At 40.1% G+C, this 14,792-nt stretch carries 13 protein-coding genes and 1 other annotated feature; of the genes, 10 read left to right on the forward strand and 3 right to left on the reverse strand.

The window, feature by feature from the left end:
• The first annotated feature begins 120 nt into the window (after window positions 1–120).
• From V7121_RS14895 to V7121_RS14910, 4 genes are all read left to right on the forward strand, one after another.
• Window positions 121–1,746 carry a sensor domain-containing diguanylate cyclase gene (locus V7121_RS14895; RefSeq protein ID WP_335547062.1) on the forward strand — a complete coding sequence of 542 codons (1,626 nt, stop codon included), beginning with the start codon at window positions 121–123 and terminating at the stop codon, window positions 1,744–1,746.
• A 297-nt stretch (window positions 1,747–2,043) separates the two neighbouring features.
• Window positions 2,044–3,237: an MDR family MFS transporter gene (locus tag V7121_RS14900; RefSeq protein WP_335547064.1), complete on the forward strand. Its 1,194-nt coding sequence runs from the start codon at window positions 2,044–2,046 to the stop codon at window positions 3,235–3,237.
• Window positions 3,238–3,391: 154 nt separating this feature from the next.
• Window positions 3,392–3,615 (forward strand) — a binding site (T-box leader).
• Window positions 3,616–3,655: 40 nt separating this feature from the next.
• Window positions 3,656–6,073: a leucine--tRNA ligase gene (leuS, locus tag V7121_RS14905; RefSeq protein WP_335547066.1), complete on the forward strand. Its 2,418-nt coding sequence runs from the start codon at window positions 3,656–3,658 to the stop codon at window positions 6,071–6,073.
• A 55-nt stretch (window positions 6,074–6,128) separates the two neighbouring features.
• Window positions 6,129–6,443 (forward strand): rhodanese-like domain-containing protein, encoded by a 315-nt coding sequence (locus V7121_RS14910; protein ID WP_335498759.1) that lies wholly within the window; start codon window positions 6,129–6,131, stop codon window positions 6,441–6,443.
• 44 nt (window positions 6,444–6,487) lie between these two features.
• Here V7121_RS14910 and V7121_RS14915 read toward each other — a convergent pair whose 3' ends face one another.
• On the reverse strand, window positions 6,488–6,898 hold the full coding sequence (locus tag V7121_RS14915) for a hypothetical protein (RefSeq protein ID WP_335498761.1): 411 nt from the start codon (window positions 6,896–6,898) through the stop codon (window positions 6,488–6,490).
• A 146-nt stretch (window positions 6,899–7,044) separates the two neighbouring features.
• Here V7121_RS14915 and V7121_RS14920 point away from each other — a divergent pair, with 146 nt between their 5' ends.
• On the forward strand, window positions 7,045–7,230 hold the full coding sequence (locus V7121_RS14920) for a sporulation protein Cse60 (protein ID WP_335498765.1): 186 nt from the start codon (window positions 7,045–7,047) through the stop codon (window positions 7,228–7,230).
• Window positions 7,231–7,237: 7 nt separating this feature from the next.
• On the opposite strand, the gene V7121_RS14925 is transcribed toward V7121_RS14920, so the two are convergent.
• Window positions 7,238–8,512, reverse strand: a complete 1,275-nt coding sequence (locus tag V7121_RS14925) for an NAD(P)/FAD-dependent oxidoreductase (RefSeq protein WP_335547068.1) — start codon at window positions 8,510–8,512, stop codon at window positions 7,238–7,240.
• A 302-nt stretch (window positions 8,513–8,814) separates the two neighbouring features.
• On the opposite strand from V7121_RS14925, the gene V7121_RS14930 reads away from it, so the two are divergent.
• The 5 genes from V7121_RS14930 (at window position 8,815) to V7121_RS14950 (ending at window position 13,287) form a co-directional block, all read left to right on the forward strand.
• Window positions 8,815–10,446 carry a putative polysaccharide biosynthesis protein gene (locus V7121_RS14930; RefSeq protein WP_335498773.1) on the forward strand — a complete coding sequence of 544 codons (1,632 nt, stop codon included), beginning with the start codon at window positions 8,815–8,817 and terminating at the stop codon, window positions 10,444–10,446.
• Complete coding sequence (locus tag V7121_RS14935) at window positions 10,436–11,155, forward strand: 16S rRNA pseudouridine(516) synthase (protein ID WP_335498775.1); 720 nt, start codon at window positions 10,436–10,438, stop codon at window positions 11,153–11,155. The genes V7121_RS14930 and V7121_RS14935 overlap by 11 nt, the downstream gene beginning before the upstream one ends.
• 250 nt (window positions 11,156–11,405) lie before the next feature.
• Entirely contained in the window at window positions 11,406–12,218 is an 813-nt protein-coding gene (gene speD, locus V7121_RS14940; RefSeq protein WP_335498777.1) for an adenosylmethionine decarboxylase, read from the forward strand.
• A gap of 274 nt (window positions 12,219–12,492) precedes the next feature.
• Entirely contained in the window at window positions 12,493–12,918 is a 426-nt protein-coding gene (locus V7121_RS14945; protein ID WP_335498779.1) for an SRPBCC family protein, read from the forward strand.
• Window positions 12,919–13,287 carry an ArsR/SmtB family transcription factor gene (locus V7121_RS14950; protein WP_335547070.1) on the forward strand — a complete coding sequence of 123 codons (369 nt, stop codon included), beginning with the start codon at window positions 12,919–12,921 and terminating at the stop codon, window positions 13,285–13,287.
• Between the two features lie 47 nt (window positions 13,288–13,334).
• On the opposite strand, the gene V7121_RS14955 is transcribed toward V7121_RS14950, so the two are convergent.
• Entirely contained in the window at window positions 13,335–14,687 is a 1,353-nt protein-coding gene (locus V7121_RS14955) for an amino acid permease (protein ID WP_335498783.1), read from the reverse strand.
• Window positions 14,688–14,792: the final 105 nt, after the last annotated feature.

Raw genomic sequence — 14,792 nt, forward strand, 5'->3', positions numbered from 1 at the left:
CCTAAAAACCATGTCATTTTATGTCTAAACTTGTTATGATGTTTTTCAAGAGTTGGTAGGTAAAGTCTTACCAAAAATACCCCTATATACTGTTTTTTTGAGATGAGGAGAACAATTAAAATGAATTTAAAACTCCGTACATACGTTGCTGTACTATTTGCTTTAGGGATTTTCGCATTAACTACGATCTTAAGTCTTATGATTGGTCAGAAATCTAGCGACAAAATTGAAAATGAAATTGGGAATACACTATCAGCCACAGCTTATCAAATGGCTGATAAACTTGACTTCTTTATGTGGTCTCGTGTAGGTGAAATTGATGTATTAAGCCAGTTAAAGGACCTCCAGGAACCAAATGATAAAGAAAAGGTCCAGCAATTACTTAATCAGCTGCAAGACAGCTTTCCTTCATTTTCTTGGATTGGATTGACCGATGTAAATGGAAAGGTTCTAGTGGCCACAGATAAGATTTTGGAGAATGCCGATGTTTCTAAACGTCCAGTCTTTCAAGAGGGAATAAAAGGCCGGTTTATTGGAGATGTCCATGATGCCGTGCTCTTAGCAAAGATTCTGCCTAACCCTAACGGTGAGCCGCTGCAGTTTGTGGATATAAGCAGACCGGTTGTAGGAAAGAATGGAAAATTGGTAGGCGTACTTGGGGCACACCTAAGCTGGGAATGGTCTCGTCAGGTACAACAAGAAATTCTCAAGCCTTTAAAGGATAGGACCAAAGCAGCAGAAATTTTTGTGATAAGTCAAAAAGATCGTACGGTTATATTAGGTCCAAAATCGGCAGTAGGTCAACCTCTAAACTTAGAGAGTATTAAACTTGCACAAAAGGGGCAGAACAACTGGTTGCTGGAAACATGGACAGATGGAGAAAAGTATTTAACAGGTTATGCATTAGGTGACGGTTATCAGAGCTATCCAGGATTAGGTTGGTCGATTCTTGTTCGGATCCCAGAGAAAACAGCTTTTGCCCCCGTTGAAGAATTGCAGAAATCGATTCTCAACATTGGCCTAATTTTGTCACTAGTGTTTGCTTTTGTGGGATGGTTCATTGCAGGGTATATTACAAAACCGCTCCAAAGTATTACCAACTCCGCCAATCTGTTAAGGGCAGGAGAAAAAGTGGAAATTCCCTATTATCGAGGCATCAAAGATATCGAAATCCTATCGTTATCTTTAAGGGAGTTGGTTGATTCACTTGTACAGTCGGTTTCCGATTTGGGGAAAATGGAGAGCCTTGCGCACCATGATAAATTGACGGGTTTAATGAACCGGATTGCCCTCGATCCGTATCTCGAAAAGGCGGCGAAGCGAGCAAAACCATTAGGACGGACAATTACATTCCTGTATCTTGATTTGGATGGATTCAAGCAAGTTAACGACACATATGGACACCAAATTGGTGACCTCCTATTACAAGAAGCAGCACAGAGATTAAAAGACTGCGTCAGGGGTGATGAGGGCGTGTTCAGGTTGGGTGGGGACGAGTTCCTTATTGTCCTGTATACTTCTGCCGACCCTGTTCAAGGTGCATCCGTCGTAGCTGAAAAGGTCATTAGGAGTTTGAATAAACCATTCGAACTAGTCAATGAAAAGATTCGAGTAGGCTGTAGCGTGGGAGCAGCAGTATGGGAAGAAGAGGAGACCGGACCTACTGAAATTATCCGATTTGCAGACGAAGCACTCTACGTCTCTAAACGTACAGGAAAAAACAAAGTGACATTTCATAAAAATTAATAGATTGAAGGGTGGTGGTTTAAGTCATCATCCTTTTTACATTTAAAAAATAGCGAGGAATTATCAAAGCAAGAATACGATGAACCTTTCCGTATTCCCCCTTTTTAAGCGATATTCCGCAAAAAACTTCCAACTTCCGCTGTCTAGTAACTGCAATCATTTTTTAGAAGATTGTAAGGCTTTTAGGATCATCTCCCACCACTAATGGAAAAGAAAAAGGATTGCGCCCCACTTGAAAAAGGAATAGAATAAGTCCTTGGAAATAGAATTACAGTGAATTATGAAGGGACGTTTTACATGCCGCGTGCTCTATGGCTTTTAATAATTGGAATGGTCGTAAATGTAACTGGTTCTTCTTTTTTATGGCCTTTAAATACAATCTATATTCATGATTATCTAGGGAAGTCCTTATCTATAGCTGGAATCGTATTAATGTTAAACTCTGGAGCTAGCGTAATAGGAAACCTATATGGCGGCAGTTTATTTGATAAAATGGGCGGCTACAAATCGATCATTTTGGGAATTTCTATTACCCTCGCTGCCCTCATCGGCTTAACATTATGGCATGGCTGGCCAGAATATATTGTCTTTCAAATCATCATTGGGTTCGGTACCGGAATTATTTTTCCTTCGATGTACGCAATGGCAGGTTCGGTTTGGAAAGAAGGCGGTCGAAAGGCATTTAACGCCATTTATGTTGCCCAGAATTTTGGCGTAGCCTTAGGAGCGTCCCTCGGAGGAATTGTTGCTGCTTATTCCTTTCAACTCATTTTCCTAGCAAATACTATTATGTATGTCCTCTTTATACTAATAGCCGTGTTTGGCTATAAAGGAATCTTAGTGGAGTCAGGAAAACAAACTATTACCGATATTAATGTTCCAATGGCAAAGAACAGAAAAAACCTTTATGCCTTATTGATTCTCTGTACTGGTTATTTGCTGTGCTGGGTTGCCTATGTTCAGTGGCAAACTACGATTGCCTCGTATACACAAGAAATTCATATTACATTAACGCAGTATAGCTTATTATGGTCGATAAATGGGGCACTAATTGTCGTGGGACAACCGCTCCTAAATATAGTCTTGAAACGACTTTCAGCCTCATTAAAGCTGCAAATGATTATTGGAATTGCTATTTTTATTGTTTCATTTATCGTTGCAGGGAAATCAATCGCGTTCTCAGGTTTCCTAGTCGGGATGATTATCTTAACCATCGGTGAAATGTTCATCTGGCCAGCTGTACCAACAGTTGCTTTTACTTTAGCTCCCAAGGGTCGGGAGGGCTTCTACCAAGGAATCGTCAATAGCACCGCAACAGGTGGCCGAATGCTTGGACCGTTAATGGGAGGAATGATCGTCGACATGTATAACATGTCAGCATTATTCACCATATTAATAGTCCTATTCCTAATCGCAATAGGTACCACAATTCTATACGATCGAAACATAAAAACAAAAGTGGTGACAGGTACCGTTCATGGACAATTCTAGCATTTGTCCACTCCACACGGACAAGGAAGTAAATCTTCTTTGGCCTTTTATTTTTGGTTTACCAGCCTGATATTTTGTCTATCCTGAAAATAGGCGATTGTTTGCCTTGCATACTGATTGAAAATTTAATACAATAACCGTAATACTTTATATTTTAAAGACAGTGATCAGGAGTAGTAGTGGTTCTTACCCGTTCAAAAGAGAGTTGACGGCTGGTGGAAGTCAACCGGGTACATCATGAACTCGCCTTTGAGTTGCAAGCGTGAAGGATTAGTAAGGCTTGCCGTTTTCCGCGTTAAGGATGAATGAAGCGAGTGTTTTTTTACACTAATGTGGGTGGTACCGCGGGAAGATACATACAATCCTCTCGTCCCTTTTTGGGATGAGGGGGTTTTTTTATTTTAAGGAGGCAACAAATATGAGTTTTGACCATAATCAAATCGAACAGAAATGGCAAAAAAAGTGGGAAGAAGAAAAAACATTTAAAACAAGCGAAGAATATGACAAAAGAAAATTCTACGCTCTAGATATGTTTCCATATCCATCAGGTGCAGGACTACATGTGGGACACCCTGAAGGCTATACAGCAACTGATATTCTTTCCCGCTTAAAACGGATGCAAGGGTACAATGTTCTACATCCAATGGGATGGGACGCGTTCGGCTTACCGGCAGAACAGTACGCTCTAGATACTGGTAACGACCCTGCAGAATTCACGGAACAAAATATCAATACTTTCCGCCGCCAAATTAAATCATTAGGCTTCTCCTATGATTGGGATCGAGAAGTCAACACGACGGACCCTGAATATTACAAATGGACCCAATGGATTTTCTTAAAACTATTTGAAAAAGGCCTAGCGTACATTGATGAAGTGGCGGTAAACTGGTGCCCAGCACTTGGAACGGTACTTGCAAACGAAGAGGTCATTGATGGCAAAAGTGAGCGTGGCGGACACCCTGTTGAACGCCGTCCAATGAAGCAATGGATGCTAAGAATCACCGCTTACGGTGACCGTTTACTAGAAGACTTAGAAGAACTTGATTGGCCGGAAAGCTTAAAGGAAATGCAACGCAACTGGATTGGCCGGTCAGAAGGTGCTGAAGTAACATTCTCAATCGAAGGACACGAAGAGACATTCACAGTATTCACTACCCGCCCTGATACCTTATTTGGTGCTACGTACGCGGTGCTTGCTCCTGAACATTCGTTTGTTGATAAAATTACAACAGCCCAACAGCGCGCCGCCGTTGATGCATATTTGGATAAAGTGAAAACGAAGAGTGATTTGGAGCGCACAGATCTTGCCAAAGAAAAGACTGGTGTATTTACTGGCGCTTATGCCATCAATCCTGCTAATGGTGAGAAAATGCCAATCTGGATCGCCGACTACGTTTTAGTCAGCTACGGTACGGGTGCAATTATGGCGGTTCCTGCCCACGACGAGCGTGATTTTGAATTCGCAAAAGAATTCAATCTTCCGATTAAAGCAGTTGTCGCTGGTGGAGATGTTGAAAAAGAAGCCTACACAGGCGACGGTGAACATATTAACTCCGAATTTTTAAATGGCATGGATAAAACAGAGGCCATTCAAAAAATGATTGCATGGTTAGAAGAAAAGGGAATCGGAACCAAGAAAGTAACCTTCCGCTTACGCGATTGGCTATTTAGCCGCCAGCGTTATTGGGGTGAGCCGATTCCGATTATCCATTGGGAAGATGGCACAATGACAGCCGTTCCGGAAGATCAGCTTCCACTGATGTTACCAAAAACAACTGAGATTCGTCCATCTGGAACAGGTGAATCGCCACTAGCTGTTATCGAGGACTTCGTTAATGTCATAGACCCAGTAACAGGTAAAAAGGGACGTCGTGAAACCAATACGATGCCGCAATGGGCAGGCAGCTGCTGGTATTATTTACGCTATATTGATCCGAAAAATGATCAAGCACTTGCTTCACAGGAAAAACTAAATCATTGGCTTCCTGTTGATATTTACATTGGCGGTGCTGAACATGCGGTATTACATTTACTTTATGCCCGCTTCTGGCATAAATTCTTATTCGATATCGGGGTTGTTCCAACCAAAGAACCATTCCAAAAGTTATTTAACCAAGGCATGATTTTGGGCGAAGGTAATGAAAAAATGAGTAAGTCAAAAGGGAATGTCGTAAACCCTGATGATATCGTTGACAGCCATGGTGCTGATACGCTTCGCCTTTATGAAATGTTCATGGGTCCACTTGATGCCTCAATTGCGTGGTCGACAAATGGATTGGATGGTTCCCGCCGCTTCTTAGATCGTATCTGGCGTTTATTGGTCGAAGAAAACGGGGAATTAAATGCAAAAATTAAAGCAAATGAAGTGACATCGACATTGGAAAAAGTGTATCATCAAACCGTGAAAAAAGTGACAGAGGATTATGAAGGCTTAAGATTTAATACAGCCATTTCACAAATGATGGTATTCATTAATGAAGCCTATAAAGCAACCGTACTTCCAAAAGAATATGTGGAAGGTTTCGTTAAATTGCTTTCCCCTGTTTGCCCGCATATTGCTGAAGAGCTTTGGGAAAAGTTAGGGCACAGCGAAACAATTACTTATGAAGCATGGCCTGCCTATGATGAGGCAAAATTAGTTGATGAGGAAGTTGAAATTGTCATTCAAGTGAATGGTAAAGTTAAGACAAAACTAATGGTACCAACAGATGCAAGTAAAGAATCGCTTGAAGGAATTGCGATGGAAGATGCTCACATAAAAGAACAAATTGAAGGAAAAACAGTTCGCAAGGTCATAACGGTTCCAGGTAAACTTGTTAATATCGTAGCTAATTAGAATACAAGGACGGCCCCTTCGCTGGGGCTGTTTTTTCCTAAAGGGGATGGACTTAATGGAAGAAATTCAAACAATCACACCAGAAGAATTACAAAAGAAGCTTGAGGCAGGGGAAAAGCTTGAGCTAGTGGATGTAAGAGAAGATAACGAAGTTGTTTTCGGGATGGTACCAGGGGCAAAGCATATTCGTATGGGGGATATTCCTGATCACCTCGATTATTTTGATAAGGATAAAGAATATATCTTTATTTGCCGCTCCAGTGCCCGCAGTGGAAATGTCTGTCATTATCTGCAGGACCAGGGCTATAAGGTCCGTAATATGGTGGGCGGTATGCTCGCATGGACAGGAGAAACCGAATACACAGAATAACCGATTCCCATTTGGAATCGGTTTTTTTTACCTGAGATTAAACATTAAGTTCCACCAGTAGTTGTATCAAAGCCGCCCCGGTGTCCCATTCCTGGATTACCTCCATCTGAGAATTGGCCCTGTTGATTGCTATCTCCAAAAAATTGGTCGTCATCAGTTGAGAATTGATCACCATTATAATTATTATTGTTGGATTGATCATTTTGATTGAATGACGATGAGTTATCTCCACCAAAAGATTGATCGAAACCCCGGCCATGGCCAGGACGCTGTTGTGTCGTGAACCCATCCTGTGATTGCTGAAAGGAATTATTATTTTCAGGCTGTCCTTGATTAAGTGCGACTTGATTGTTTGGTTGATTCCCATTTGATAGTCCAAGATAGGAGACCATACTAGCGACTAATGCTAAACTTCCAAAACTAACGCCCCAAGAGATTTTTTGCTTTTTATCCAATGTTCATGCTCCTTTCTAATAAAAAACGGACTTTATAAAACGGAGTTTACAAGCAAAACCTTAAAATAACCTTAATTTTTATAGAATAGGATTTTAAAAATTCTGAAAAGTGGAAAGAATAGTAAAAAAAAGAAGGAGAGAGACCCTTGATACAGGTTAAGTTATTTGATCGGGAGCATGAGAAGGATTTAGAAAAGGAAATGAATCGGTTTCTGAAAGGAATAGATGAAGCAAGCCTGCTAGATATAAAATATAATGTGGCCGCCCTGTCGGAGGAAGAAGAAGAGGAACAAATCTATTGTTTTTCAGCTATGATCATCTACAAGGCCTGACAATTCGTCAGGCCTTGATTTTTTTTGCGGTTAAGGCCGCATTCGTCCCAGCAAGCCTTCCTGTCACTAACGCAGACGTAATATTGTACCCGCCTGTATAACCATGAACATCCAGAATCTCACCGCAGAAATATAAACCATTCATTAACTTTGATCCCATTGTTTGCGGTTCAATTTCTTTAACAGATACACCGCCGCCGGTTACAAATGCCTTTTCGAGCGGCAACGTCCCATTTACTTTGATGTGGAATTGTTTGCAGCTTTTTGTAAAAGAACGAATTTTTTCATTTGAAATCATTCCCCCCTGTTCAGATGGATCGATTCCGCTATTCTCTAATAGAAAAAGCAAATATCGTTCAGGAAGTAGTCCTTTTAAGGTATTTTTAATTATCTTCTTAGGCTCATCTTTTACCATCCGGATCACTTCTTGAAACAGCTCTTCTTCTTTTTTATCAGGAAGAGCATCCAGACTCATGGTAACTTCTTGTAACTTCCATTTTTTCAATGCTTTAACCACAAATTGGCTGCAGCGAAGAACAGCAGGACCACTTAGACCAAGATGAGTAAAAATCATATCCATTCTGTGCGAGATTAGCGGTTTTCCTTTAGGATTTAACACGCTTAGGTCAATATCCCTTAGGGACAACCCTTGGAGCACTTTGCTTTTGATAAAGGGTTCACTAGACGTCACTGGTACTTCGGTTGGAAACAGTTCAGTGATAGTATGGCCCGCTTTTTCCGCCCAAGCATAGCCATCTCCTGTTGAACCGGTGTGGGGGACAGACTTGCCGCCAACCGCAATAACAATCGATTTTGCGGAAATGGTTTGTCCATCCTTGAGGACCACAGCAGACACATGTCCATCCTCATATATGAGTTCACGGACAGGACTATTTTTAAAGACCCGCACATGAAGTTTTTCTAATTGATTTAGTAATGCGTCAACAACGGACTGGGCCTTATTGGATACGGGGAACATGCGGCCGTGATCTTCTTCCTTTAAGGCAATTCCCAATTTCTCAAAGAATTTAATAATATCTTCGTTACTAAAAATCGAGAAGGCACTATATAAAAATTTCCCGTTTCCAGGCAAATGCTTGATGATTTCTTCAATCGGCAGGCGATTGGTCACGTTACAGCGTCCGCCTCCGGAAATAGCAAGTTTTCTGCCCAGTTTTTCACCTTTATCTATTAAAAGAACTTTTGCGCCTTTTTCACCAGCAGCAATGGCCGCCATTAACCCTGATGGGCCGCCGCCGATGACAATTACATCATATTCCATATATACACCAACTTTTTATTAATCCATCACTCCATTATAAACATTTATCATCAAAATAAAACGAATGTGTCCATATTTTCATAAATTTCACTTGGTTGTTAGTAGCGTCCGGGAGCAAGAAGTTGTAAACTACTATAGTGTGCAAAAAAAGTCGATTTATATTTGGCTAATTAGAATTTATTATTATAAATTCTGATCGCATAAGGGCAATTGCGCCTTTGTCTTTGCCCTAACGGGCTCGCCAGTCGGCGAGTTTTCTTTATGAAAAAACGCACGTATTTCTTCGGGTAGGAAGGGATTTTATGCAGTCTAAGCTTTTAAGAGGAACGTTTATATTAACGCTAGGAACAATACTTTCTAAGGTGATCGGCTTAATTTATGTTATACCATTTTTTCAAATCGTTGGTCGGGAAGGGACAACTCTTTATCAGTTTTCCTATGTGCCATATACGATTTTTATTAGTGTTGCAACAGCCGGTGTGCCGCTTGCCGTTTCTAAATTTATATCAAAATATAATGCCCTTGAGGAGTATGCAGTAGGCCGAAAGCTGTTTAAATCAGGCTTAGTCATTATGATGTTAACTGGAGTTATGGCTTTTTTAGTGATGTATTTTGCTGCACCTTCATTAGCGGAAATGAGTGTTGGTGATAAAAAGGCAAATTTAGATAGTGTCACTACGGTCATGCGAGCTGTAAGTTTTGCATTAATTGTTGTTCCATTTATGAGCCTCATTAGAGGATTCTTCCAAGGGCACCAATCAATGGGTCCATCTGCACTTTCACAAGTCGTGGAGCAGATTGTCAGGATTGCGTTTACCCTTCTAGGGGCTTTCGCTGTTTTACATGTATTTAATGGGAAAATGGTAACCGCCGTAAGTGTGGCGACGTTTGCTGCCTTTATTGGCGCTATTGGCGGTTTATTCGTTTTATTTTGGTATTGGTATAAACGGAAACCGTATTTAGATGAACTCCTTTTACATGATAAGGGGACAATTAACATTTCTCTAAAGGATATATATAAAGAAATTCTTATTTATGCTTTTCCGTTTGTGTTAGTGGGAATTGCTAACCCTTTATTTCAGGCGATTGATCAATTCACCTTTAGTCAGGCAATGGCAGAAATCGGAAAAGGGAAATTTGCAGAGTCCTTTTTCTCTATTTTGAACTTTGAATCCCATAAAATTGTCATTATTCCAGTTTCGCTAGCAACAGGATTTTCGTTAACCCTTGTGCCAAGTATAACGAGGGCCTTTGTTGAAGGGGAGGGAGCAAGCCTAAACCAACAGTTAAATCAGACTTTTCAGGTACTATTATTTTTAACGTTACCTGCCGCTATCGGTCTTTCCTTATTGGCAGAACCTGTATATACAGCGTTTTATCAACATGATGTCATAGGTACGGAAGTGTTAAGGGCATACGCACCTGTAGCTATCCTTTTTTCCTTATATTCTGTCACCGCAGCCATTTTACAAGGAATCAACGAACAGCGATTTACAGTGTTAAGTTTACTTATCGGATTATTAATTAAACTATCTCTAAATATCCCTTTAATAAAAATGATGGAAACAAGAGGGGCCGTTTTGGCGACCACACTTGGATATGTTGCCGCCATTGTTATCAATTTGATTGTTATTAAGGCATATGCCCGTTATCCATTCCGGCTTGTTTGGAGAAGGAGCTTGTTAATTGTCATCCTTGCTGGATTCATGTGGGTGGGCACAGAATTAATGTACAAACTATTATTGTTATTCCTTTCTCCTGCTTTAAAAATTGAATCTGTGTTAATTATCGTTATTTGTGCAGCAGTGGGAGCAGGAATCTATTTTTATCTTGGCTTAAAAACAGGACTTGCCAGCCGTTTATTTGGAGATAAACTTGATCGAATCATGAACAAATTAAAATTACCTGGGAGGAAGAGAAGCGTTGAGAATTGACAAAATGCTTGCAAACCTAGGATATGGAAGCAGAAAAGAAGTAAAGCAACTGTTAAAAAGCAGTGCGGTTAAGGTGGATGAGGTGGTAGTAAAAGATGCGAAACAACATGTGGATCCATCCACCCAAACCATTACATTAAATGGAGAAATTATCGAGTACAAAGAATTTATCTATCTGATGATGAATAAGCCACAAGGTGTGTTATCAGCCACAGAAGATAATTCAACCGAAACAGTCATCGATTTATTGGAACTCGAGGACCAAGTCTATGAACCGTTTCCTGTTGGTAGGTTGGACAAGGACACCGAAGGGCTACTGCTTATCACCAATGATGGTCAATTGGCCCACCGCCTGCTTTCACCGAAAAAGCATGTCCCGAAGACGTATTTTGCTGTTATTGATGGTGAAGTGACTGAGGACGATATTGAGGCGTTTGCTAAGGGCGTCATCTTGGATGATGGTTATGAAACCAAGCCTGGTGAATTGAAAATTTTAAAATCTGGAATTCATTCCGATATTGAACTAACCATCACCGAGGGAAAATTCCATCAAGTAAAAAGAATGTTTGAAGCCGTTGGGAAAAGAGTGGTTTACCTTCAGCGGATTTCAATGGGTCCTTTGCCACTCGATGAGACACTGGAATTAGGTGAGTATCGGGAACTGACGGATGAAGAAGTGGAGTTACTCCGAAATTATCAAGTGAAATAGCCTTATATATGAAAAAGCAGCCTCATTGTCAAGTGCCCCGTAAATGTTAGACACCAATCTAACATTTACGGGGCACTTCAATTGAAAGCTGCTTTTTCTCTTTTTATAATATCACCAAATGGTGTACGAAGAATAGCCGGCTCTTTGCCGATCCAATAAATCATTTAAAAAAATAGTAATGAAGTACAACAATGGGTATCTTAATAATATTTACTTGTAAAGGAAACCTTAATTTTAAGGGGGAATTATCATGAAACTTACACATGAGCAAGCAATTGAGTTACACGGCTTTAATAACTTGACGAAATCGTTAAGCTTTAATATGTATGACATTTGTTTCACGAGAACAAGAGAAGAACGAGAAGCTTATTTAAAGTATATTGATGAACAATACAGTGCGGACAGGCTGCAAAAAATTTTAAAACATGTATCGGATATCATAGGAGCCCATGTCTTAAATGTGGCCAGTCAGGACTTTGAACCAGCTGGCGCGAGTGTAACTCTTTTAGTGTCTGAAGGGCCGGTTGCTAATGCACCGTCTGAATCCTTTGAGGAATCACCAGGTCCTCTCCCGATAGAATCGGTGGTCATGCAGCTAGATAAAAGTCATATTACAGTTCATACATATCCTGAATTTCACCCTGATGAAGGAATCAGCACATTTAGAGCGGATATTGATGTTTCCACCTGTGGGGAAATTTCGCCGCTTAAGGCCCTTCATTATTTAATCCGATCGTTTGAAACCGATGTAATGACGATTGATTACCGTGTGCGCGGATTCACGAGGGATAAAACCGGGCACAAGCTCTTTATTGACCATGAAATAAATTCCATTCAGAATTACATTCCCGAAGATGTCGGCGAATTATTCGATATGATCGATGTGAATGTTTATCAAGAACATATTTTTCACACTAAGTGCAAGCTGCGCGAATTCGACTTAAATAACTATTTGTTTGGATACACAAAAGATGAATTACCCCCAGAAGAACATATAGAGATCACTGAGCGCTTAAAGATTGAGATGGATGAAATTTTTTATGGGAAAAATATTGTTCAATAACAGAAAAAGGAAAAGATATATTAGGTTACTTTGAATAAAGTTGTAGATTGGGTCTACGTGACCCCAACTTAATTAAAATCAAGACTAGGGTCACGTAGAAGGAGTCTACGTGACTTAAACAATGTCAGAATCAGGATTGAAGTCACGTAGGTGTAAAAGCCTTAATAAATATGCTTGACGTGCAACCATATGGTGTTATATAGTCTTTATATGAAACCAAATGGTTTCGCAATCAAAAAAGTATCGCAGCAAAATTCGAGGAGGCAAATGTAAAATGAGTAACGAGTCACAGGTAACATTAGAGGATATAAAGTATACGCTAGTTTATAATGCTCCAATTGCAAAAGTATGGGATGCAGTAGCTACAGCAGAGGGTCTAGGTGCCTGGTTCATGCCGAATGATCTTCAGGCTGTTGAAGGCCATGAATTTCATTTAAATGCAGCACAATTTGGTATGTCGCCATGTAAGGTAACACATGTCGATCCGCCAAACCGTCTATCGTTTAATTGGGGGAAGGACTGGACACTAACCTTTGAATTAAAACAACTGGATGATAGAACAGAGTTAACTTTAATTCATGGCGGTTGGGACGCTAACAAAGTTACTGAATTTGGTGCGCCGCATACTCCAATCCGTGAAAACATGAGTCAGGGCTGGGCTGGTCTTGTGAAAAAATTGCAAGGATATGTTGAGGCATAAATGGCAGCTTCATCGGCAAAGCATGATGTCTTTCAAGCCATCGCTGATCCTACAAGAAGAAAGCTGTTAAAATTGCTTAGTAAAGATGAAATGCCTGTCACGGCAATAAGTGAGCACTTTCCAATTAGCCGTACCGCTGTGTCTAAGCATCTACGAGTATTAGCAGAAGCGGGCCTGGTGAAAGAGCGGAAAATAGGGAGAGAAACCAGGTACAAGCTTGAGCCGGATCCCTTATTTGAATTAAAAGATTGGCTCCAGTATTTTGAATTATTCTGGGAAAATAAATTGTCTGCTCTTAGACTATTTGTTGAGTCAGATGTAAAAGAAGTCGAACCTCTTCATCTGACAAAGGAAAAGTCTGAAAAATAACAAAAAAATGTGATACCCATAAGGGGGTACCACTTTTTTGTTGTAATTTATGCAGGAATTTCATTCATACCTTTTTTAAGAAGAAAGGACAAAAAGATTAGAAAGCCAATCGTTACCAAACTAACAGTTGTACCAATCAAATTATTCGGATTAAAGATAAATCCAATAAAGATAATACATAAAGATACAATCGCGAAAATGGTCGTATAAGGAAACCATTTTACTTGAAAAGCTGGCTGGCTTTTATAAATCGGTCTTAGTTTTAACTGTGCTGCGCAAATGCTGATCCAGATTACCATTACGGTAAATCCTGGAATGGTCATGAGGTATCCGATTACCTGACTAGGTGTTAAATAGGCTAAATAAACACCTGCTAGTATACATACACTCGTCAGCATAATTCCTGTTAATGGGATCCCCTTTGCTGAGAGTTTTGCTAATCCCTTAGGTGCAACACCACTTTGTGCCATCGAAAATAATGTTCTTGAGGTTGCATAGATTCCTGAATTGGCAGCAGAAAGTACAGCTGTCAACAGAACAAAGTTCATAATATGTGCTGCTCCCGGTAACCCGGTTGTACTAAATACCTGAACGAAGGGACTGTCTGCACCAGTTACTTTGTCCCAAGGCATGAGACCGCAAATGATTAGAATCGGTAAAATGTAAAAAATAATGACACGCCAAACGGCACCTTTTATAATCTTTGGTAATACTCGCTCCGCGTCTTTAGTTTCAGTAACAGCTACCCCAATTAATTCAGCCCCGCCGTACGAAAACATAACCACTAAAAAGGCGCTAAATGTTCCACCCATTCCATGTGGGAAAAATCCACCATGTTCTGTATAATTAGCGAACGGATTGTGAACAGGACTAGGAATGATTCCTAATAGAAGGGAGAAGCCTAAGATAATAAATGCAACAAGGGCAATGATTTTAATTCCTGCAAACCAGAATTCTAGTTCTCCATAATATTTTACTTGAGTTAAATTAATTCCCACAATTACGACTGCGCAAAGGAAACTTAACAGCCATAATGGTATCGTAGGAAACCAAAATTGAAGAAAACTTCCCGCTGCTAATAATTCAACCACAGTAACAAGAATCCAATTGATCCAGTATAGCCATCCCACGATATATGAAACTTGAAATCCAAATGCTTTGTTTACTAAATGCTGTACATTTAAATTTGGAAAAGCAAGCGCCAATTCCCCTAATGCAGCCATAATGATAAACAACAATAAACCGCCAATTAAATAGGCAACTACCACACTAGGTCCGGCAATTGCTAATGTGTCAGAGCTGCCTTTAAAAATACCGGTCCCTATCATACCAGCTAAGGCAATAAACTGAACATGCCTTGGCATTAATCCTTTTTGTAAGTTCTGATGATTATTTTTCATGTATGCTCCTACTTTTCTATTTCGCTTAGACGCTTTTAAGCGCTAAAGTATTTTTATATTAATATACCATACTATTAAAAGCTGTCAATTGAAAGTGTGTTTTAG

This window comes from Neobacillus drentensis (genome assembly GCF_036962125.1).
Classification (GTDB): domain Bacteria; phylum Bacillota; class Bacilli; order Bacillales; family Cytobacillaceae; genus Neobacillus; species Neobacillus drentensis_B.

Bases quoted from the DNA above. Each gene is read 5' to 3' on its own strand.
- V7121_RS14930 (WP_335498773.1), top strand. From the start codon at position 8,815: ATGCAGTCTAAGCTTTTAAGAGGAACGTTTATATTAACGCTAGGAACA.
- V7121_RS14950 (WP_335547070.1), top strand. From the start codon at position 12,919: ATGGCAGCTTCATCGGCAAAGCATGATGTCTTTCAAGCCATCGCTGAT.
- speD (WP_335498777.1), top strand. From the start codon at position 11,406: ATGAAACTTACACATGAGCAAGCAATTGAGTTACACGGCTTTAATAAC.
- V7121_RS14955 (WP_335498783.1), bottom strand. From the start codon at position 14,687: ATGAAAAATAATCATCAGAACTTACAAAAAGGATTAATGCCAAGGCAT.
- V7121_RS14900 (WP_335547064.1), top strand. From the start codon at position 2,044: ATGCCGCGTGCTCTATGGCTTTTAATAATTGGAATGGTCGTAAATGTA.
- leuS (WP_335547066.1), top strand. From the start codon at position 3,656: ATGAGTTTTGACCATAATCAAATCGAACAGAAATGGCAAAAAAAGTGG.
- V7121_RS14945 (WP_335498779.1), top strand. From the start codon at position 12,493: ATGAGTAACGAGTCACAGGTAACATTAGAGGATATAAAGTATACGCTA.
- V7121_RS14925 (WP_335547068.1), bottom strand. From the start codon at position 8,512: ATGGAATATGATGTAATTGTCATCGGCGGCGGCCCATCAGGGTTAATG.
- V7121_RS14895 (WP_335547062.1), top strand. From the start codon at position 121: ATGAATTTAAAACTCCGTACATACGTTGCTGTACTATTTGCTTTAGGG.
- V7121_RS14910 (WP_335498759.1), top strand. From the start codon at position 6,129: ATGGAAGAAATTCAAACAATCACACCAGAAGAATTACAAAAGAAGCTT.